Below are 22,014 nucleotides of genomic sequence, written 5' to 3' on the forward strand. Positions count from 1 at the left end.
GCCATCACCACCGGGGAGTTCCATTGAAGTCTGTGAAGGACCGCATGGACATCATTTCTGCCGATCAACAGCTCGGGTCGTACCGGGCCGCCGCCGACGCGTGCGGCACCACGCATCGCACCGTCAAGAAGATCATCGACAAATTCGAGGCCGACCAGGCCGGCATACCGCCGGCACGGCGGGCCGAACGAGGGCACAACTACGATTCGGTGGCCGAGCTGGTCGCCGAACGTGTCGAGAAATCTGGAGGCCGGATCTCGGCCAAGCGGCTGCTGCCGATCGCCCGCACCGCAGGCTACCAAGGCTCGGATCGCAACTTCCGGCGTCTTGTTGCCGAGGCGAAGACGTTGTGGCGCAGCGCCAATCACTGCGGGCGCCGTCCAGCGGTATGGTCACCAGGGCAGTACCTGGTGATCGACTGGGCCCAAGCGGCACCGGGATTGTTCCTGTTCTGCGCGGTGCTGGCATTCTCCCGGTGGCGATTCGTGCGTTTCGCCGCCGACCAGAAGGCCTCGACCACGCTGGCGTTGATCGCCGAAACCCTGTCGGCGATCGGCGGGGTCCCGGCGTGGGTGCTGGCTGATCGGATGGCCTGCCTCAAAGGCGGGGTAGTCGCCAATGTGGTCGTCCCGACCCCGGATTACATCCGACTGGCCACCCATTACGGGTTCGCCCCGGACTTCTGTCACGCCAACGACCCACAATCCAAGGGCATCGTGGAGAACCTGTGCGGCTATGCCCAACGCGACCTGGCGGTGCCGCTGCTGACCCAGTCCGCTGTCGACGGCGTGCCGATCGACATCCGGGCCGCCAACGCCGCTGCGGCGGCGTGGTGCGACGAGGTCAATGCCCTGGCGCACTCGGAGATTCAGGCGATTCCCGACGAACGGTTGGTCTCCGAACGCCAAGTACTGCAACCACTTCCATCGTTGCGCTTACAGATCGGGGCGCCCACGGTGCTGCGCAAGGTCGACCGACTCTCCTGTGTGCGCTACGGCTCGGCCCGCTACTCGGTACCCACCCGGCTGATCGGCACCACCGTGGCAGTGGTGGTCGATCACGGCGCGGTCTGCCTGGTCGAACCGGCTACCGGGATGATCGTGGCCGAACACGAACTGGTCGCCCCAGGCTCAGCGTCGATCCTCGATGAGCACTACGACGGGCCAAGGCTGGCACCGAGTCGGGGCCCGCGGCCCAAGACCAGCGTGGAGAAGCAGTTCTGCGCCCTCGGCGCGGACGCCGAGGCATTCCTCGTCGGCGCCGCGGCGATCGGCAACACCCGCCTAGGGCGTGTCTGCTTAATGTGAATGGTGTTTTGGCTGATGCTGTTTGGGTGATGCGGACGCATGCGATTTCTGATGATTTGTGGTCGCTGATCGTGGCGGTGTTGCCTGCGGGGCGGCGGCGTGGCCGGCCGTGGAACGATCATCGACATACTCTGGAGGGCATTATCTGGCGTTACCGTACGTGATCTCCGTGGTGTGACCTGCCCGAGCACTTCGGTCCCTGGCAATCGGTGGCCGAGAGGCATCTACGCTGGTCGGTCGATGGCATCTACGCGCGGATCTTCGCGGCGATCGCCTCTGACCTCGACGCCGAGGACGCCGACCTGGGCGCACTGTTGTCGGTCGATTCGACCAGTGTGCGCGCCCACCAACACGCAGCCGGAGCGCGCCCGGGCGCCGCACAGGGGATCTGTCGAATTACAAGAAATATCTCGATGAGCCCGATGACCACGCCATTGGGCGTTCCCGCGGCGGGCTGACTACCAAGATCCACGCCTTGACCGACCAGCTGTGCAGTCCGGTCACCCTGGCACTGTCGGCCGGTCAAGCCGGTGATAATCCGATGCTTTGGCCATTGCTGGCCGCCCGGTGCAGCAACTCATACGCCCCGTTTCGCCTGCTGGCGGACAAGGCGTACTCCCATGACTCGACGCGGGCACAGCTGCGCCGGCTCAAGATCGCCCATACCATCCCCGAGCGCAGCGACCAGATCACCCGCCGCAAAGCCAAAGGCCGCAACGGAGGACGGCCTCCGGGGTTCTCAGGCCGAATCTACAAGCACCGTAACACCGTCGAGCGAAGCTTCAACCGGCTCAAACACTGGCGCGCGGTCGCCACCTGCTACGACAAATACGCCCTGACCTACCTCGGCGGTGTCACCCTGGCCGCCATCATAACCTACCACCGCGTCCGCAATTAGCAGACAGGACCTAGCCGCAGAGCTGGAGATCCTGCTCGCCCTGGGGGCCGCCCACGGCACCGACGCGCTGATCGCGGCGCTGCACCGGGCGGTAGCGTTTCGCCGGTTCCGGGCCGCCGACGTGCGCTCCATCCTGGCCGCGGGCACCGGAACCCCACAACCCCGCCCTGCCGGGGATGCGCTGATTCTGGACCTACCGGTCGCCCCGATGCGTTCCCTGGACGCCTACAAGATCGGACCCGTCGGAGCCGATGACGAGGTGATCTCATGACCACGACATCACCAACGACTGCCGTCGAACCCGTGGCGCCGCCGTCGGTGCCGCCGCTGGCCGCTGATCTGGATGCCGGGCTGCGGCGGTTGAAGTTGGCCGCGGTGCGGCGCAGCGCACCGAGGTCTTGCTGACCGCCAAGACCCAACGCTGGACTCCTGAGGAAGTGCTGCGCACGCTCGTCGAGACCGAACTGGCCGCCCGGGATGCCTCCAACATCGTCAACCGGCTCAAGGCCGCCGCGTTCCCCGTCTCGAAAACGTTGGAGTCCTTCGACGTGGCCGCCTCGTCGATCCCGCCGAAGGTTTTCGACTACCTGTCAAGTCTGGAATGGATACGGGCCCAACAGAACCTGGCGATCATCGGCCCGGCCGGCACCGGCAAATCCCACACCCTGATCGGGTTGGGGACCGCGGCGATCCACGCCGGGCTCAGGGTCCGCTACTTCACCGCCGCTGATCTCGTCGAGACCCTCTACCGCGGCCTGGCCGACAACACCGTCGGCAAGATCATCGAATCGCTGCTGCGGGTCGACCTGATCATCTTGGACGAACTCGGCTTCGCCCCACTCGATGACACCGGTACCCAACTGCTGTTCCGCTTGGTCGCCGGCGCCTACGAACGCCGCAGCCTGGCCATCGGGTCACACTGGCCCTTCGAACAATGGGGCCGGTTCCTGCCCGAGCAGACCACCGCAGTCAGCATCCTCAACCGCCTGCTACACCACGCCACCCTCGTCATCACCGACGGCGACTCCTACCGCATGAAGGACGCCCAGCACCGGAAGGAGCAACCCACACCAACCTAGGAACTACCGCCCGGGGTGGATACTTCTATCTGGCCACCAGCGGATACTTCAACTTGGCCATTGACACCCCGGCGAACAACTCACCAGCGATTGCGGGCATTCCCAGCCGAATGGCCACTCTGCCAAGAATCGTGGCGGCGAGTAACAGCAGTCCGAACTGTAGAAAGAAATCCAAGAGTTCGTCGGCGCGCACGTGCTTCTCCCTTTTCTCGTGCTGGGCGACGCCTTCGCTTTCTGATGCGAAGAGCTGGCTGGTGGGATCGGGCCTACGGCTGCTGGGTCGTGAACGCGGTGAACTGTCGCCGGCAATACAGCAGCGGTTTCATATCTGCGCGGTAGTGAAGCGGTTGGTGATCCAGAATGATGGCGTCGATCTCGCCGAACAGAACTGTGTGGGTTCCCACGTTGCGGGTGGCCGTGAGGCGACATTCAGCGATGGCGTGGGCGTCTTCGTACAAAATGGGCAGTCCGCCTGCGGTGCTCGCTCGCCAGCGAACCTTGCTGAAGCGGTCCTCTTGAACGGAGGAAAAGACGCGGGCGGCGGACTCGCCGCCGCTGTGCAACAGATTCACGGCGAAGCGCGTGCAGTCTTGAACCGCATCCAGGGTGGCACTGCGGGTGTTCACGCACAGCAGCAAGGTCGGAGGCTCCATGGTCACGCTGCACATCGAGGAGCAGGTGAATCCGCGGGGAGCGCCATCGTGGTCGTAGGCGGTGACTATGGTTACGCCGCTGGGATAGCTGCTCATGAACTCGCGAAACACGTCCGGTGTAAGGATCTCCGGGCCCTGTTCGGCCGCGGTGTTTGTGGCGTCAACAGACATCGTGGACTCGTCTTCCTGGTTAGTTGGTCAGTAGTGCGACAAGTTGCTCCACCGTGGCGCCCTGAAGGAGTTGCACGAGGGGGAATCACAGGCGAATGCCTTTGCGATCCGCTCGCTGAGTACCAGGGCGTGAATGGAGTCGCCACCGCTATCTCCCACGCTGTCAGTGGTGTCCACGGACCGGTCCAAAACGTCTTCCCAAATGCGCCTTAGGTCCTCGCGAACCCGGGAGCGCGCATCGTCGGATATGTGTGCAGCGATACGGCGAGTGGGATGGAGAAGATTCAGCGCAGCTTCCGCCCCGAACCTGGGCAACGGTGCTGGCCTGACCCCGATCGGTTGATCCACGGCTTGTGAGAGTCTTGTGGCCCACGTTGTGGGCAGGAAGGCTCGACAAGATCATGGCGACGAGGAAACGGCACAGTCCGGAGCAGATTGTGCGCAAGCTGATGACCGCGGACGGGCTGTTGGCCGAGTGCAAGGACACCGCGGCGGTCTGCCGCGAGCTGGGGGTCTCTGAGGCTACCTACCACCGGTGGCGCAACCAGTTCGGCGGCCTGAAGGCCGAGGACGCTAAACGGCTCAAGGACCTCGAACGCGAGAACGTCGCACTCAAAAGGTTGTTGGCCGATGCCGAGTTGGAGAAGGACGCGCTGTGGGAGATCGCCCGGGGAAACTTTTAGGCCCGGAGCGCCGGCGGGCGGCCGTTCGTCATCTCCAGCGCGTGCTGGGGGTCAGCGAGCGGTTTGCCTGCCGCGTCACCGGGCAGCACCGCGCCACCCAACGCCACGAACCGGTTGCGGGCACGCCGGCCGATCCGGACGCCGCTCTGAGGGAGTGGCTACGCGACTACGCCAACAAGCATCCTCGTCGCGGGTTCCGACCGGCCTACCACGATGCCCGCGGCGAAGGCTGGGAAGTGAACCATAAGAAGGTGCAACGGCTTTGGCGTGAGGAAGGACTGCGGGTCCCGCAGCGTCGCAAGTGCAAACGGCACGGCACCTCCACCGCCCCGCCAGGGTAGTCGCCGATGCACCCGATCGGGTGTGGGCGGTGGACTTCCAGTTCGACGTGACCACCGATGGGCGGCCGATCAAGATCGTGTCGATCATCGACGAGCACACCCGCCAATGCCTCGGCGGTATGGTCGAGCGCAGCATCACCGGTGATCACCTCACCGAGGAGTTGGGCCGCATAGCCGCCGGGCGCGGGGCCTTACCCGCGGTGCTGCGGTGTGACAACGGACCCGAATTGGCTTGCAGCGCAATGGCAGACTGGGCCGAGGGCCAGGTCGGACTCCACTTCATCCCGCCCGGCGAGCCGTGGCGCAACGGCTATGTTGAGTCGTTCAACTCCCGCATCCGCGACGAGTGCCTCAACATCAATAGCTTCTGGTCACTGGCCCAGGCCCGTGTCGTCATCGGCGACTGGAAGCACGAGTACAACCATCATCGGCGGCATTCATCGCTGGGCTACCTACCGCCTGCCCGCTATGCTGCCGCCTGTACCCACCGATGAATGACTCTCGTTCGCCGCGGACCAGTTCACGGGGTCAGGCCAGTGCCGACCCCCCGTTCGCGATGGCAGCAACCGCATCACGGTAGGCATCGACGATCGCGCTGACTTGTTCGGTTTGGAGGATGCGCGGATCGAATTCGATTCCGATGCCAAGCGTGTCGTTCTCTTTCACGAACACGGTTACCAGGGGAAGGTTGGTGTGTTCTATCAGTTTTCGCCGTACGATCGTGGACCGCTCCGCGGGGAGATCCGCAGTGTCCTGGGTGTGGTCCAGGCTGACGAAATTGAACGCTGTCTGGAAGAGTTCGCCGATTCCGATGTCGCGCTGAATTGTCCGCAACGGGACTCGACGATGCGGCAGCACAGCGCGTTCTGCGGCGAAGACCTCATCAATGAGCCCGGTGTAGTCGGTCGAGGTCAATCGCATCCGCAGCGGGACCGTGTTGAGGAACATGCCGAGTACGTGGGCGGAGTCGTCGGTTTCCGGCCGGCCGTTGACGACCAAGCCGCTGACCACATCGTCGGTAGCGGCGAGTCGGGCGTTGGCCACCATGTGTGCGGCGAGCAGCGTGCTCTTCAGCGGTACACGGCGATTGCGGGCCACCTCGGACAGGCGCGCTTCGATATCACGCGGAAACTCCCACCATCTGGTCTCGAGGCGGCTAGGGCCGGATCGTTCGCCGGCAAAATTCGCGGTTTCGATCCCTTGAAGCTGTTTGCGCCAGAAGACTTTCGAGGAACTGCGCTCCGCTTGACGCTCGAGTGCGACAAAGTCGCGAAAGCTGGTCTGCAGCGGCGCGCGGAACGGCGCCGCTCCACGTCTCCTAAAGGTGTCGTAGCTGATCAGGAGGTCTCGTTGCAGTTCAACCACGCTCCAGCCGTCCAGCAGTGCGTGGTGGAAAGTTAGCCCAAGTTCGAACCGGTTGCCATCACGCAGATGGATTACCACCGCAAATGGGGTGCAGCTCTGTCATTCGATGGGGGAGTGGGCCTCGTTGTCCATCCACCTCGATAGTGCAGCCTCTTGATCGGATTCCGAAAGACCAGACAGATCAACAATTGTGAGCGGTGTTGCCACCGATTCGTGCACTATCTGCAGTGGCTGCGAGTATGCGGCGAGCTCGAAGGTCGTGCGCAGAATCGGGTTTCTGGCCGTGATCTCGTCCAGGGCGGCGCGGAAGGCGGTCTCGTCCCACTGCGCCCGAACCAGGTAGTTGAACACGTCGTGATAGACACTGGGCCCGTCGACCCGACTGTGAAAGAGCATCCCCGCCTGCAAGGCTGCCAATGGATAGGCGTCTGTCGCGGTTGTGGGGAGGTCGCTCTCCGCCCCGGACTCCAACAACATTGCTGCTGAGCAGGATTCAACGCCTGAAGTGTCGCTCTCGGCTGACTCGGCAGACGTCAGCCCTGCGGCGAGCTCTTCCGGCGTTTGATACTGGAACAAATCTTGCACCGATACCGCGAGGCCGAGTTCTTTGGCCTTGACCGAGACCCGCACCGCGCGCATCGAGTCGCCACCAATCTCGAAGAAGTTGTCCGATGAAGCAATGGAGTCCAGGTCCAGGGCCTGAGCGAAGATGTGCCGGATCTGATCGAGCACGGCGCCGCCACGATGTTTCGCCGAGGTGCGTAATACAGTGGCGTTGGTTTGCGCAGCACCGTCGCTGGCCCCGGGCGGGTCAACGTCCGTCGATGTGGAAGCCCCCGTCGGCTCCGGCAACGCCTGCTGGTCGATCTTGCCGTTCACGGTGAGCGGCAGGGACTCCACGGCGACGATGGCTGCCGGCAACATGTAGTCAGGTAGGCGCGCTGCCAGGCTCCGGCGGGTCGGGCCGATTTTCGGCTGTTCGCCGGAGCGAGTGACAACGTATGCCACCAAACGGGATTCGCCTCCATCGGCGCGTACCATCGCATGGCAGGCCGTTACTCCGTCGAGCGCGAGGAGTGCGGTTTCCACCTCGCCGAGTTCGATGCGAAAGCCCCGGAGCTGAACCTGGTTGTCGAGACGGCCCAGGTACTCGATTTCGCCACTGGGCAAGCGTCGCCCGGCATCACCGGATCGGTAGAGGCGCTCCCCGCCGCGAAACGGGTGTGGAATGAAACGCTGGCTAGTCAACTCCGGCTGGCCCAGGTACCCATTGGCCAACCCGTGACCGCCAACGCAGATCTCTCCCCGCACTCCGTAGGGGACCAGATTGCCCGCCGGGTCGGTTAGCAGGCACTCCAGGTCCGGCAGCGGGCGGCCGATGTTGGAACCGTTGGCGCCGAGGACATCTTCGCGACGCACCCGGCGGAACGTCACATGCACCGTTGTCTCGGTGATGCCGTACATGTTGATCAGTTCGGGGCGTGCGTCGCCGTGCGCATCGATCCAGGGGAGCAGATCAGCAAAATTCAGGCTCTCCCCGCCGAAGATCACGTAGCGCAAGAAGAGTCCGTCGTTGGCGTTGGCGTTGGCGTTGGCGTCCGCGTCGCGCAAAATCCGAAATGCCGAGGGGGTTTGATTGAGGACGGTGATCCGCTCGGCGGTGAGCAACTCGCGGAAGGCGACCGGGTTTCGGGTCACCAGATAAGGCACCACCACCACGCACCCGCCGTGAAGCAATGCCCCCCAGAGCTCCCAGACCGAGAAGTCGAACGCGATGGAGTGAAACATCGACCAACGGTCTTTGTTGGTGAAGGTGAATAGTTCCTCGGTCGCACTGAACAGACGCATCACGTTGTGATGGGTCACCTCGACACCCTTGGGGCGGCCAGTGGACCCCGACGTATAGATGACATAGGCGACGTCTTCGGAGTCGACCTCGACCTGGACCCGTTGCGCGGGTTGATCGGAGATCTCCATCGAGTCCAACTCGAGGATCGTGGTGTCGTATCCGGACACCACGTGCCGCAACGAGGATTCGGTCAGAATGGCCGAGGGAGCGGAGTCCGCAAGTACCAGCTCCGCCCGGCTTGCCGGCCAGCTGGCGTCGATTGGGACATAGGCCGCGCCGGTCTTGACGATGGCCAGCACAGCGATCGGAATGAGATGGGTGCGCTCGAGCAAGAGCGCCACCTTGTCCCCGCGGACTACCCCGTTGGACATCAACAACCTGGCCAACCGATTGGCTGCCGCGTCGAGCTCCGTGTAGGTCAGGCCGCTCCCGTCGAACCGTACGGCCTCCGCCTTCGGAGCCGCGTCCACCTGGGCTTCGAAGCCCAGGTGCAACGTTCGGTGCCGATGGGGGATATCACGACGCCCGTCGACAGAACGCAACTCTTCGATTTCATGAGCGCTCAGCATGGCGAGGCTTCTCAACGGGACGTCCGGCTCAGCCAACCCACGGGTGAGCAGGGTGACCAGGTGTTGGGCCATCCGCTCGATGGTCCGGGGGGCCCACAGCGCGGTGCTGAAATCGAAGGTCATATACAGATCCTTGTCGTCGGACTGCAGGACCAGTCCGAGCTTGAATTGGGCGCGCTTGGGATCATGTGCCACCGGAGTGGTTTGCACCCGGTCGAACCGTGGACCGCGGGCGAGGGCAATTTCGGGTACGAAGGACACCTCAGTCAGCGACGCTGACTTTTGCAGCCGTGAGCCAAAGCGTTCCAGCAAGTAGGCGAATGGAATTTCGCCGTGGGCGGTCACCTCGGCGAGCTGGGCGGCCGTACGGGTTGGTTGGGTCCGTAGTGTCAACTCGGGTACCAGGTCTGAGCGCACCGGCAGCAGGTTCGAGAAATAGCCGATCGTTGCCGGGGGCACCTCGGATGGCCGGTTCGGCACTGGCACGCCCACCAGCACCGTCTCTTGACCGCTGTAGCGGTGCAGGAGGTGCTGCCACATCCCGAGCACGACGGTCGAGCGATCCACGCCTGACGCCATGGCGAAGTCGTCAAGGCGCCGAAGAATGTCGCCGGGCAACCGGACCTCGACTCGGGCACCCCGAAACGACAGGGCGGGCGGTTGCGGAAGGTCGGTGGGAAGCTCGATCCGCCCTGGAACATCGGTCAAGGCGGCTGTCCAGAACTCCACGCTCGCGGCGTTCGGCGGGCGGGACGCATTGGCGATCTCGGCGTGCGCCAGTTCCCCCATGGTCCTTGTCGCAGCGACCTCCGCCAACGGTGTTCCCGGGCTCATGGCGGTCTTGGAATTCTCGCCGTCCTCGTCCAATTCGGCATAGATGTTGGATAGCTCGGCGAACATCGTCGCCTCCGCCCACACATCCGCGCCAATGTGGTGACAGTTCAAGCCGAGGACGACATGGCCGTCGTCGACCACGAATACCGTCGCCCGCAGTGGAGGGGTCGTTGTGATGTCTATCGGCGTGGCGGCATCGGATTCGATCAGCGTTGTCAGCAATGCTTCGCGCTCCGCAGGATTGTGGTCGCGCAGGTCGTGCACTGCGACATCGGCGGGCTTCCCGATGATCTGGTGCGCACCGCGCTCATCCGAGGGAAACGCTGTTCGTAGGGCTGGGTGGCGCTGTACGAGAAGGTCGAGTGCTTGGCATAGTGCCGTCACGTCAATCTCGCCGCTCAGGTCGAAGTATCGCTGGGAGCACAACTCGGGGCCGCCAAGGTTCAACCGGTCGAGCAGCCAAATCCGCTGTTGGGCAAGGGTCAGGGGTGCGGGCCCAACGTCTGGGGCAGATCGGAGGCGGTCCACGTAGTCTTCGATGCGGCATCCGGGCGTCCGGGCAAGCAAGCCCAGCGCCTCGACGAATTCGGCGGCCAGCCGCCCAGCTGTCGACTGTGAGAACAGCTCGACGTCGTATTCCAGGAAACCCCACAGCGCCGCACCGTCGTCGGTGAACGAGGCCAGCAAGTCGAACTTGGCCGATCCGGGATCGACACTGATGGCGTTGACCTGCGCGCCGTCGATGCGCAGCGGCGAGATGTCACCGTCGAATAGCGACACGGCAGCTTGGAAGATCGGGTTGCGAGTACCGAGTCGTTCTGGCCGGACGACATTGACGATGTCGGGAAACGACAGCGCACTGTGGTCGACCATCGCCCGGATCTCGTCGCGGGTGCGCACCACCAGCTCCGCGAATGTCGGGTTGTCACCCAATCGGCAGCGCAACGGGAGGATGCTGGCGAAATTGCCAATCACGTGTTCGATGCTGGAGTGGTTGCGGCCTGCGGTGACTCCGCCGACGACGATGTCGCGCTGCTGGCCCCGGCCGGCGACCCAAGTCGTGAATGCCGCGACCAGCACACTGTATGGCGTGGCGCCATGCCGGCGCGCCATGTCCCGCAACGCAGCCCGGTCACCATCGCCGATCGAGATCGGAACGCGTGCGCCTCGGAACTTCCCGACGGAGGGGCGGACGAAATCTCGCGGGAGGTCGATTTCGGGCGGGGCGTCACATAGATGATCGCGCCAATACCCTTCCAGCGCTGCGCGCCGCTGCGCCGTCAGCCAGCGCACCATCCACTGCTCGTAGTCAATCGGCTGAATGGGCAAGCGCGGCAGGGCCTGGTCATCGCGCGAATTCCCGTAGGCCTTGCTCAACTCGCTGTTCAACAATCCCGCGGCCGACCAGCCGTCGGCGACGATGTGGTGCATGCTCCAGGCCAGGTAGTGGTCATCCTCGGCGACGGCAATGAGCAGCACCCGCACCGGCGGTGCTTCCGACAAGTCGAACGGGACGGCCAGCATCTCCTGGATCCGCCCGATGGCGGCCGCTTCGCGGTCGTCCTCGGGAAGATCACGAAGGTCGGCTTGCTGCAGTGGGATTGGGCCTGGTGGGAGGATGATCTGAGTCGGCTGCCCGTTGTGCTCCGGGAAGATCGTCCGTAGCGCTTCATGCCGGGCCGCTACCGACGCGAACGCGCCTTCGATGCGGGCGACGTCCACGGGGCCTCGGATTCGGACGGCGGCGGGAATGTTGTAAGCCGTCATCGTCGGCACCAGCTGTTGCAAGTACCACAGATTTGCCTGCATGGGCGCCAACGGCAGAGGCGTGGATCTGTCGGCCGGAGTGGGTCCGCTCATCGCGGCTTCATCGGCGGGTGATACCTGCCCGGATCGCTGTTCGATGAGATCACCGAGGGCGGTGAGGGTTCCGGCGTGCACAAAGTCGCGCAACTGAAGCGTCACGCCCATCCGCTCGCGAACCCGGATGATCACCCGTGATGCCGCCAGGGAGTGCCCGCCGATCCGGAAGAAGTCCGCTTCCTGATTGGTCACCGGGGTACCGAGTATCTCCTCCCAGATGTTGGCCAGCGGGACGAGTCGTTCGGGTAACCCACCAGAGCCGGCGGTGCCGGCTATGGCTGGGACCGGTGGCAGTGCCGAGGTGTCGACTTTGCCCGCCGGCGTGCGGGGTAGAGCATCGAGCACAATCACTGCGCCGGGCACCATGGTGCTGGGAAGCCTTCTGCGCGCGGTCTCGAGCACAGCATCGGGGTCGACGACGGCTTCCGGGGCACGGGCAACGATGTATGCTGCGAGGACTCTTTCGCCGGAGCCGCGTTCCTTGATATCGACTACCGCTTGCTGGACGCCGGGGTGCCCGCACAGGGCCCGCTCCACCTCGGTCGGCTCGATTCGCACACCGCGCAACTTGAGTTGGCGGTCCATCCGCCCCAGGAATTCCAGCGTCCCGTCCGCTCGCTGGCGCACCCGATCGCCGGTGCGATACACCTTCGCATCCGGTTCCGCGGAGCGTACATCCGGACGAAAGCGCTCCGCGGTCAAAGCCGGTAGGCCGCGATAGCCCATCCCCACGCAGGCTCCGCCGATCCACAGCTCGCCCGCCTGCTCCTCGGGAACGAGAGCACCTTCCTTGTCCACAACGTATAGGCGAACGTTGGCGATTGGGCGACCGATGGGTGCCCAGGTGGCCGTGTCAGTGACGTCGACTCGCCAGAAGGAGGCATCGAAGGTGGTCTCGGTAGCCCCGTAGTAATTGACCATCTCCGCATGGGGGAGCGCTTCGGCTACCCTGCGGCACAGCGCTATTGGTAGTGGCTCGCCGCCACAGAACACATACCGCAAGCTGCGGCACTCGCGCAGCCTTGGCTCCTCGAGTACTACGTCCAGTTGGGACGGCACGAACTGCATCGCCGTGATGCCTAGTCGCCGGATGTGTTCGACTATCTGATGGGCATTCCACTCGCCGGGGCCCAGCGCGGGGAACACCAGTCGGCCACCGACAGAAAGTGGGCCAAAGATCTCCCACAGAAAGATGTCGAAGGTTGGTTCGGTTGTCTGCAGCACCGCATCACCGACACCTAGGCCGAGTTCGTCACGTCGACAAAGCAGTTGATTGGCCAGCGAACGGTGCGAGATGAGCACCGGCTTGGGGCGCCCGGTCGAGCCGGATGTGAAATAGATGTACGCGGGAGCACGGGGGTCCAATCGCGAAATTGCCGGGCCGGGCTCACCGCTGCCATCGGCGATGATCAACTCTGGCGCATTCGCTGGAAGCAGCGCGCGGGTCTGCTCGTCCGCGACGATGCAGCCGACGTCCGCGTCAGCGACCATGTCGCCCACCCGGCGAGTTGGGTGGGCAGGATTGAGCATGAGCAATACCGCGCCGACCCGCAAAACGGCGATTGCGGCGATGGCCATCCGAGCGTCGCGGCTGAGGAAGACCCCGATCACATCGCCGTTTCGCACTCCCTGCGTGCGAAGGCGATTGGCGAGCGCGTCCGCGTGCTCTCCGAGCTCGGCGTACGTGATCCGGTGCCCGCTGGCATCCTGTAGGGCGATTGCATCAGGGGTTCGTGCGATTTGGGCGTAGACCAGGTTGTGCACGGTCTCTTGCCAACCTGGAGTTTCGGGTCCGACGAGTGGCTCGCCTTGTCTGCCTTTGCCCCGTGTGGGGTGCAGTGTCGGGTCGATTTCCGTTGCGTGGCAGGACAGAAACTCGTCAAGCGCGCCGACCGAATCGGCAAAGTTTGGTATTGACTGCAGAAAATCGCTGCCCGTTGCCGGTCGCGCCGTCGCGTTGGCACGGGCCAGATGCCAAGCATTCTCAATGAGGGCGCTGGCCGCGGATCCCCGCGGTACCACCGCATCCAGGATCGCCCACACGCCAAACCAGCCAAGGTCGCAGAAGAGGCCAGTCGAGCTTTCTGCGGTGAGCTCGCTGACCGTCTCGCGGAGCCGACCAGTTGCATCCGACGAGGGGTCACGGTCGGCGATCCAGTCGTAGATGGTGTCGTCGTGCGCGGCCAACCGGCTACCCAACTCGGTCAAGAGGGCCTCAGAGGGCCCCTCGCCGATCCGCAGGAAGCGGACATCGCGCATCAGTTCGGCCACGCCGCTGGCCTCCATGTAGCCTCTCCAGCCGAGCGTTTGCATCGCATCGTCGGTGGCGCGGTGGGCGAACTCCGAGGAGGCCACCTTCAATGCCAGAGCTATCTCTTGGGGTACCTCGAATTCCATTGTGATGGTGGAGAGTAGGGCCTCCACAGCGGCAATTTCGGCCGTGATACGAGAGATCCGGCGCTGGAACACCGGGTCGTCGGCAAGGCGGCCGGTGCTCACCTGCCGACGTGACGCGAAGCGGTACATCAATTGAGCGCAGCGTTTGAGCACGCCAAGGCTGATCGCACCCGCGCAGATTCGTCCAACTAGCAAACTCTCACTGATGACGTCCACTCCGCAGCCGACCTCCCCAAGAATTTGCCAGCTCTGTATGCACACGTTCTCGTAGCGAACGCCGGAGACCGGCACGGACCACAATCCATACATGTCCTCGGGAGGCTGGATGGTGACTCCCGGACTGTCGGATGGCACCAACACGGTCGTCAACGCCACGCCGCCGTCAACGATGAACGGGATCAGAGTGACGAAGAATGCGGCCAACGGTGCTCCGGTGATGGCGGACTTCGCCCCGGACATCACCCAATCGTCGCCATCTCTGACTGATTTGCTGGTGAGGCAGTGCAGATTGGACCCCGACACATCGGGCTCAGTGATGGCGAGCGCGCCTACCATATTTCCGGAGCGCATATGTTCGATGTGACGTGACTGTAGATGTTGGCTTCCGTATCGGAGTACAGCTTGCAGAGCCGCGTGGTGCACGACCAGAAGATCCGCTTGAACTGGTGTTGTGCCGCCCATCTGTTCGGCGTCCGCGACTAGGCTCGGCAGGTCGACCCGGTCGCCGTCGGCTGTGGTGCGCGCATTGCCGAACTGTCGAGCGTCAGCGCGGCCTCTGCCCAAGGTGCAATCTGCACTTGGCGGGGTGGGTGAATCCGCGCCCGCTTGATGTTTGCCTTCAGGCTGGCTGGCGCCGTCGTCCGCTGTCTCGTCCTGGACAGTAGCCGTCATCCGCGTTCTCTCGATTCGGTTGGCGCCGGCCGGTTGGCGACTGTGTTAAACATGAATAGACATGGTAGTAACTAGTCAACAAAACTACTATTTAATTGGTTGACTTTACCGGAGATGCGGTCCTACTGTTGGGCGGCGTCTACTGAGCCCACAGCGAAAGTTCGCCATGCCAAGAGCGGGTTGTTATCGATTTGCCATCTGGTCGGCCTCTATCCCTGAAGCGCGGTCAATGGTTAATAACGCAGACAAGCTATATATGCTGGGTCGGGTGGCCGAATCGGCGGTCGCACGGCTCGACCGTAGTGCCACCCACGTCCTGGACTCGGCCCGCGGCACGGCCCTTGCTTCCCCCCGGGTGTGCCTTGCCGCGCGCTGTCTCGAGTCCGGGCGGCCAGCTAGCCGGCTTGGATGTCTGGCCGGGAGACGAATTAGTCAAGCTCAGTGGATTTTTCGCGGCGTCCAGCAGCGCCGCGAAAGTGTGGAAGTCGGTCCTTCCCGCGGCAGCTGTATTGCTGCCGCTCCGTGATCGGACTCGGGACGGCGCCGTCGCCCGCACCGGCTGGAGCGACACGCCAGCAACGTCAGAGCACCTGGACCAGACCGCACCTATGCGATCGGCCGACCAATCGGAAAGGAATTGAAGTCTGTGGATGACAACCTGATCAAGAAGGTCGTAGTTCTCGGCGGTGGCACCGCTGGATGGATGACGGCTGCATATCTGATGACGGCTGCATATCTTGGGAAAGCGCTGCAGGGCAATGTAGAAATCACCGTCCTGGAGGCGCCCTCCGTTCCGCGTATCGGGGTCGGCGAGGCCACCGTCCCGAATCTGCAGCGGGTGGTGTTTGACTTCCTCCGCATCCCCGAGGACGAGTGGATGCGCGAGTGCAACGCCAGCTTCAAGACGGCGGTCAAGTTCATCAACTGGCGCACCCCGGGTGAGGGATCACCTGTCGCCCGTCAATGGCAGGGGCGGCCGGACCACTTCTACCACCCGTTCGGACTGCTGCCGTCCCCGCAGCACATTCCACTATCGCACTATTGGGCCCGCAATCAGCTAAAGGGGGGAACCTACGAGCCTTTCGACTATGCGTGCTTCCGTGAGCCCGCGATCATGGACGCCATGAAGGCGCCTCGGTACCTGGACGGGACTCAGGCCACCTACTACGCCTGGCACTTCGACGCGGCACTGGTAGCGGACTTCTTGCGACGCTTCGCCACCAAGAACCTTGGTGTCGTGCACGTGCAGGAAAAGATGACCTCGGCTGAAAAGGACAGCAACGGGTACATCACCGCGCTGCGAACCGAGGAAGGTCACCGACTCGATGGAGACCTGTTTGTCGACTGCTCAGGCTTTCGCGGATTGCTGATCAATGAAGCGATGAACGAGCCGTTCATCGACATGAACGACCACCTGCTGTGTGACAGTGCGGTCGCCACACCGATCCGCCATGACGATGCGGCCAACGGTATTGAGCCCTACACCTCGGCGATCGCAATGAAGTCCGGTTGGACGTGGCGCACGCCGTTGCTCGGTCGCTTCGGGTCGGGATACGTGTACTCCAGTCAATTCGCATCACAAGACGAGGCCATTCGCGACTTCTGCACCTTGTGGCAACTCGACCCGGAAGACACGCCGCTGAACAAGATTCGGTTCCGGGTGGGACGCAACCGCCGGTCATGGGTGAAGAACGTGGTGAGCGTCGGCCTCTCCTCGTGCTTCCTGGAGCCGTTGGAGTCGACCGGAATCTTTTTGATCTACGCGGCCCTATACCAGTTGGCCAAGCACTTCCCGGACTGCCGCTTTGACCCGGTGCTCATCGATCGGTTCAACCGAAAGATCGATACCCTATTCGACGAGACCCGCGATTTCCTGCAGGCCCACTTCTACTTCTCTCCTCGCACCGATACCGAATTCTGGCGCGCCAACAAGGAACTCACGTTGACCGATTCCATCAAGGAGAAGGTTGCGATGTACAAGGCAGGCGTGCCGGTCAACCCGCCAATTGCCACGGAGTCGTCGTACTACTCGAACTTCGACGCGGAGTTCGAGAACTTCTGGACCAACGGCAGCTACTACTGCATTTTCGCCGGCTTGGGGGTGCTGCCTGATCACACACTGCCGGCGATCAACTACCAGTCGGAGGCTATCCACGAAGCGGATGCGCTGTTCCTGGATGTGAAGCAAAAGCAGCGGCATCTGGTTGAAACGTTGCCCTCCAACTACGAATATCTGCTCAAGCTCCACGGCAAGGACATGGAGCCCAACGATCCGATGGAGCCAGAAGTCACGTTCGTCGCCTGAGCAGCCCGCTGGCCAACGACCAAATGGCTGGTCGGTGCGAGGCGTTCGGCCTCGGCCCCCTTACCCGGGTCGGGGGACCGAGGCGGACGCTGAGCGGGCCGATCTCAGTCGGGAAGATTCTCGGGATGCAGCATCTCGGCGTAACGCAGGGGCTTCGGGATGCCGAAACCGTCCACCAGCGTCCTGGCGTGCGGGCGCAGCACCCGGCATCGATCGTTGATGCCTCGGGTGACTGCCTTGGCGCGTTCGGTCGAGAGGTACCGGTGCTCGATGTACCACGCCTTGTCTTCCTCGATTACCGACAACGCGTACAAGTCGCAGACGACCCCCAATAGCTCGCGGGCCTGCTCGTCGGTGCATTACTCGATGCCGGCGACGAAAGCCTCGAGAACCACCCGGTCGATATGGGCCTGTGCGGCATGGAGCACGTGGTCCTGGACCGCGTTGAAGGCATCAAACGCCGACATTTCGTTGGATTTGTTCTGCAGCCGCCGAGCCACCGAGGACAACAGATAGTCTTCGCGATCTTCGAACATCTTGACTTGGGTGCCGCGGTTGAACAGGCTGCCTTCTTCTTCGTTGTCCTGGCGGGCGTCGACGATCCGCTGCATGATCGCTTCGGCCGCGGTGCGCTTCATCACCCGGTCGCCGACCGCGTTGGCCGCGAAACGCACCCACTCGACCGGGCTCATACTGCGGATGTCGTCGGCGTACGCGGTGAGCAGCTCCTTGGCGACCAGTTGGGTCAGCACGTGGTTGTCGCCTTCGAATGTGGTGAACACGTCGGTGTCGGCCCGCAACGCGATCAGCCGATTCTCGGCCATGTAGCCGGCGCCGCCGCACGCTTCGCGCGCTTCCTGAATGGCACGGCTGGCGTGCCAGGTGTTGGCGGCCTTCAGGCCGGCGGCGCGAGCCTCCAGTTCGCGCTGCTCTTCGGCGTCGGGGGAGTCCGTTGTCTGCAGGTCATGACATTTCGACACCAGTTCGTTCTGTGCGAACTGCAGCGCATACGATCGCGCGATCAGCGGGAACAGCCTGCGCTGGTGCATCAGGTAGTCCATGATCAGCACTTCGCTGTCGTCGTCATCGGGTGCACTGAACTGCCTGCGCTGCAACGCATATCGGGTGGCAATGTCCAGTGCAACCCGAGCGGCCGCAGCCGCGCTGCCGCCAACGGTGACCCGGCCACGGATCAGCGTGCCGATCATGGTGAAGAACCTGCGGTTGGGATTGTCGATCGGCGAGCTGTAGGTGCCGTCGGTGGCCACGTCGCCGTACCTGTTCAGCAGGTTCACCCGGGGAATCCGAACGTGATCAAAGGTGATGCGGCCGTTGTCGACGCCCGGCAGCCCACCCTTGTAGTGGCAGTCCGAGGTCGTCACACCTGGCAGATCGTTGCCGTCCTCGTCGCGGATCGGAACCAAGAAACAGTGCACCCCGTGATTGGCTTGTTCGCCGTCGATCTGAGTGATCAGCTGCGCGAAAACCGCTGCTATGGTTGCGGTTTCGGCCGCGCCGCCGATGTAGTCCTTGCGGGCGGTAGGGGTCGGGGAGTCGATGATGAACTCCTCGGTATCGGCGTCGTAGGTCGCCATGGTTTCCAGTGACTGGACATCGCTGCCGTGTCCGGTCTCGGTCATCGCGAAGCAGCCGCGCAGCTGCAGGTCAATGATCTTTGGGACGTACTGTTCGTGGTGGCGCTCGGTGCCCAGATTTTCGACCGCGCCGCCGAACAGTCCCCATTGGACGCCCGCCTTGACCATCAGCGACAGGTCTGACATCGCCAGCATCTCGATCATGGTGATGGCCGCACCCACATTGCCGGTGCCGCCATGTTCTTTGCGGAAGCTGTCCTCGGCCGCTCCCGCCCCGGCCATGAATTTCATCTGTTCGGCAACTTTGGCGCGCGCGATGACGGTGTTCGGTGTGTAGTGCGGCCGGAATATCTCCAGGGTCAGTTGCTGCCGCATCTCGATTTTCACGTCGCGGAACCGGCCGTCGAGGGCGTCGCGCAGATGTTTGGCTGTGTTGGTCATGTCCGGCGCCATACCCGAACCGTAGCTCGCTAAACCGGGGTGTGGGAGACACCAGCGTCTCGGGTTTGGTCCATCGGAGGCCGTCGGGGGCCCATCCTGACCGATCAGCGGAGGCCGCGGTGGGTTTAGATATTGCGATGTCGACCGCAGAACCAACCGATTCCAATCACAACCCCGAATCGGCTCTCGACGTTGTGCACGCGCACTCCGATGTGAGCGGAGGCTGGTTGCGAGCCGCAGCTTTCGGCGCGATGGATGGTCTGGTCAGCAATACCAGCCTGATCGCCGGTGTCGCGGCGGCCGAGAGCGTTCACGCCACCATCGTCAGTGGCATCGCCGGATTGCTGGCGGGCGCGTTCTCCATGGCACTGGGGGAATTCACCTCGGTGACCACGGCCAACGAACAGATCGACTCCGAGGTGCATGTGGAACGTCGCGCGTTGCGTGCCCGTCCGCAAGCAGAACGGGCCGAGCTGGTCGCGATGTTGGTGGACATGGGGATGACCGAAAAGACCGCCCAGACCGCCACCGACGAGATCCATCGCGACGAGAACCGGGCGGTCAACTTCCATATGGTCGGAGAAATCGGTGTGCACCCGGCCGAGAAGCCATCCGCATCGGCGGCCGCGATATCGTCTTTCGCAATGTTCGCCATCGGTGCGGTCATGCCGTTGATTCCCTACTTGCTGGGATTCGGCTCGTTGTCGGCTGGGTTGATTTTCGGTGGAGCCGGCCTGTTTATCGCCGGTGGTGTGACCGCGAGGTTCACCCGTAAAGCGATTTGGTGGAGCGCTTTTCGGCAATTGCTATTCGGCTCGGTCGCGGTCGCCGCGACCTATCTGGTTGGGCTGCTTATCGCTTCGGTGATGTGAAACCGTTTCTCGGCCGGCTGCTGGCCTGCTTGCTAGTGGGGTGCGTGTTGTGCCCCGCGGTCTTCGGTTGCGCCCCGACACATCAGCGGGGCGGGGTGCACACCCCAGCTGCGTTGCTGAGCTATCTCGGCCAGGCGCAGATCCCGTTCGGAGCCAGCGTCGATGGCGCCGTGATCGGCGGACTCTCGGGCATCAGTTACGACGCCGACCGTCAGGTCTACTACGTGATCAGCGATGATCGTTCCGACCGGGGACCCGGCCGGTTCTTCACAATGCGGCTGGCGCTGTCGGACATCGGCATCAGCGACATCACCGTCACCGGCGCGTATTCCTTGCTGGATCGCGACGGTAAGCCGTTCGGGCCGCTGAATCGCAGCAGCACGCCACCGGTGATTTCCCCTGACCCGGAAGGCATCGCCGTGGACACCGCCCGGCGGCGACTGTATTGGAGCTCCGAAGGTGAGCGACTCACCGATCGGCAATCGGGGCTGTTGGACCCGTGGATCCGGATAGCGGATCTGGACGGCCGATATCTGGGACAGTTCACCTTGCCGCCGAATCTGGCGGTGTCCGCCCAACGCAGCGGGCCGCGCAACAATCAGGCGCTCGAGGGTCTGGCGCTGACACCCGACGGTCGGTCGCTGTACGCCGCGATGGAAGAACCGGGTTTGCAGGACGAGCCGCCGGCCAACACCGGCCGCCAAGTGCTGACGCGTTTCACCAAATTCGACGTGGAGACGGCCGCGCCCACCGCCCAGTACGCCTACCCCATGGAGCCGGCTGCATCGCCCGCGGTCCGCAACGGCGTCTCAGATCTGGTCGCCCTGTCGGATACGACGTTCTTGGTGGTGGAACGAACGGCGACGGTGCCTCCGGTCATCCGCATCTTCCGCGCCGAGATCGGTGCCGCGACGGACGTGCTGTCCATGCCAACGATTCACGGGACGCCGTTGACCCCGATGCGCAAGACGCTGGCCGCCGACCTGCCCGCCCTAGGTCCTGTCTGCTAATTGCGGACGCGGTGGTAGGTGATGATGGCGGCCAGGGTGACACCGCCGAGGTAGGTCAGGGCGTATTTGTCGTAGCGGGTGGCGACCGCGCGCCAGTGTTTGAGCCGGTTGAAGCTTCGCTCGACGGTGTTGCGGTGCTTGTAGATTCGGCCTGAGAACCCCGGAGGCCGTCCTCTGTTGCGGCCTTTGGCTTTGCGGCGGGTGATCTGGTCGCTGCGCTCGGGGATGGTATGGGCGATCTTGAGCCGGCGCAGCTGTGCCCGCGTCGAGTCATGGGAGTACGCCTTGTCCGCCAGCAGGCGATACGGGGCGTATGAGTTGCTGCGCCGGGCGGCCAGCAGTGGCCAAAGCATCGGATTATCACCGGCTTGACCGGCCGACAGTGCCAGGGTGACCGGACTGCACAGCTGGTCGGTCAAGGCGTGGATCTTGGTAGTCAGCCCGCCGCGGGAACGCCCAATGGCGTGGTCATCGGGCTCATCGAGATATTTCTTGTAATTCGACAGATCCCCCTGTGCGGCGCCCGGGGCGCTCCGGCTGCGTGTTGGTGGGCGCGCACACTGGTCGAATCGACCGACAACAGTGCGCCCAGGTCGGCGTCCTCGGCGTCGAGGTCAGAGGCGATCGCCGCGAAGATCCGCGCGTAGATGCCATCGACCGACCAGCGTAGATGCCTCTCGGCCACCGATTGCCAGGGACCGAAGTGCTCGGGCAGGTCACACCACGGAGATCACGTACGGTAACGCCAGATAATGCCCTCCAGAGTACGTCGATGATCGTTCCACGGCCGGCCACGCCGCCGCCCCGCAGGCAACACCGCCACGATCAGCGACCACAAATCATCAGAAATCGCATGCGTCCGCATCACCCAAACAGCATCAGCCAAAACAC

General features: G+C 63.6%; 6 protein-coding genes and 8 pseudogenes. 8 read left to right on the forward strand and 6 right to left on the reverse strand.

The window, feature by feature from the left end; all coding sequences use genetic code 11:
• Positions 1 to 23 precede the first annotated feature (23 nt).
• From istA to istB, 4 pseudogenes are all read left to right on the forward strand, one after another.
• A pseudogene (istA, locus tag G6N41_RS14925) lies at positions 24 to 1,286 on the forward strand (IS21 family transposase); the annotation flags it as partial.
• Positions 1,287 to 1,333: 47 nt separating this feature from the next.
• A pseudogene (locus G6N41_RS14930) lies at positions 1,334 to 2,205 on the forward strand (IS5 family transposase).
• Between the two features lie 10 nt (positions 2,206 to 2,215).
• Positions 2,216 to 2,476 (forward strand): annotated as a pseudogene (locus G6N41_RS14935) (IS21 family transposase); the annotation flags it as partial.
• Positions 2,473 to 3,284: pseudogene (istB, locus tag G6N41_RS14940) on the forward strand (IS21-like element helper ATPase IstB). The pseudogenes G6N41_RS14935 and istB, both read left to right, overlap by 4 nt.
• A gap of 25 nt (positions 3,285 to 3,309) precedes the next feature.
• Here the strand turns inward: istB and G6N41_RS14945 are convergent.
• From G6N41_RS14945 to G6N41_RS30050, 3 genes are all read right to left on the reverse strand, one after another.
• On the reverse strand, positions 3,310 to 3,477 hold the full coding sequence (locus tag G6N41_RS14945; protein ID WP_198913224.1) for a hypothetical protein: 168 nt from the start codon (positions 3,475 to 3,477) through the stop codon (positions 3,310 to 3,312).
• Positions 3,478 to 3,550: 73 nt separating this feature from the next.
• Positions 3,551 to 4,108, reverse strand: coding sequence for a flavin reductase family protein (locus G6N41_RS14950; protein WP_198913225.1), 558 nt, complete (start codon positions 4,106 to 4,108; stop codon positions 3,551 to 3,553).
• Between the two features lie 27 nt (positions 4,109 to 4,135).
• On the reverse strand, positions 4,136 to 4,456 hold the full coding sequence (locus G6N41_RS30050; protein ID WP_407663628.1) for a phosphopantetheine-binding protein: 321 nt from the start codon (positions 4,454 to 4,456) through the stop codon (positions 4,136 to 4,138).
• Positions 4,457 to 4,509: 53 nt separating this feature from the next.
• Between G6N41_RS30050 and G6N41_RS14960 the strand changes: the two are divergent.
• Positions 4,510 to 5,626 (forward strand): annotated as a pseudogene (locus G6N41_RS14960) (IS3 family transposase).
• Positions 5,627 to 5,669: 43 nt separating this feature from the next.
• On the opposite strand, the pseudogene G6N41_RS14965 reads toward G6N41_RS14960, so the two are convergent.
• Positions 5,670 to 14,900, reverse strand: a pseudogene (locus tag G6N41_RS14965) (amino acid adenylation domain-containing protein); the annotation flags it as partial.
• A gap of 646 nt (positions 14,901 to 15,546) precedes the next feature.
• Between G6N41_RS14965 and G6N41_RS14970 the strand changes: the two are divergent.
• On the forward strand, positions 15,547 to 17,205 hold the full coding sequence (locus G6N41_RS14970) for a tryptophan halogenase family protein (RefSeq protein WP_198913227.1): 1,659 nt from the start codon (positions 15,547 to 15,549) through the stop codon (positions 17,203 to 17,205).
• Between the two features lie 104 nt (positions 17,206 to 17,309).
• On the opposite strand, the pseudogene G6N41_RS14975 reads toward G6N41_RS14970, so the two are convergent.
• Positions 17,310 to 19,253, reverse strand: a pseudogene (locus G6N41_RS14975) (acyl-CoA dehydrogenase family protein).
• Positions 19,254 to 19,378: 125 nt separating this feature from the next.
• On the opposite strand from G6N41_RS14975, the gene G6N41_RS14980 reads away from it, so the two are divergent.
• Complete coding sequence (locus G6N41_RS14980) at positions 19,379 to 20,113, forward strand: VIT1/CCC1 transporter family protein (RefSeq protein ID WP_198913228.1); 735 nt, start codon at positions 19,379 to 19,381, stop codon at positions 20,111 to 20,113.
• A 95-nt stretch (positions 20,114 to 20,208) separates the two neighbouring features.
• Complete coding sequence (locus G6N41_RS14985) at positions 20,209 to 21,123, forward strand: esterase-like activity of phytase family protein (protein ID WP_231608496.1); 915 nt, start codon at positions 20,209 to 20,211, stop codon at positions 21,121 to 21,123.
• Here the strand turns inward: G6N41_RS14985 and G6N41_RS14990 are convergent.
• Positions 21,120 to 21,991, reverse strand: a pseudogene (locus G6N41_RS14990) (IS5 family transposase). The gene G6N41_RS14985 and the pseudogene G6N41_RS14990 sit on opposite strands and share 4 nt — an antisense overlap.
• Between the last annotated feature and the right edge of the window lie 23 nt (positions 21,992 to 22,014).

Source organism: Mycobacterium shottsii (assembly GCF_010728525.1).
Lineage (GTDB): Bacteria > Actinomycetota > Actinomycetes > Mycobacteriales > Mycobacteriaceae > Mycobacterium > Mycobacterium marinum.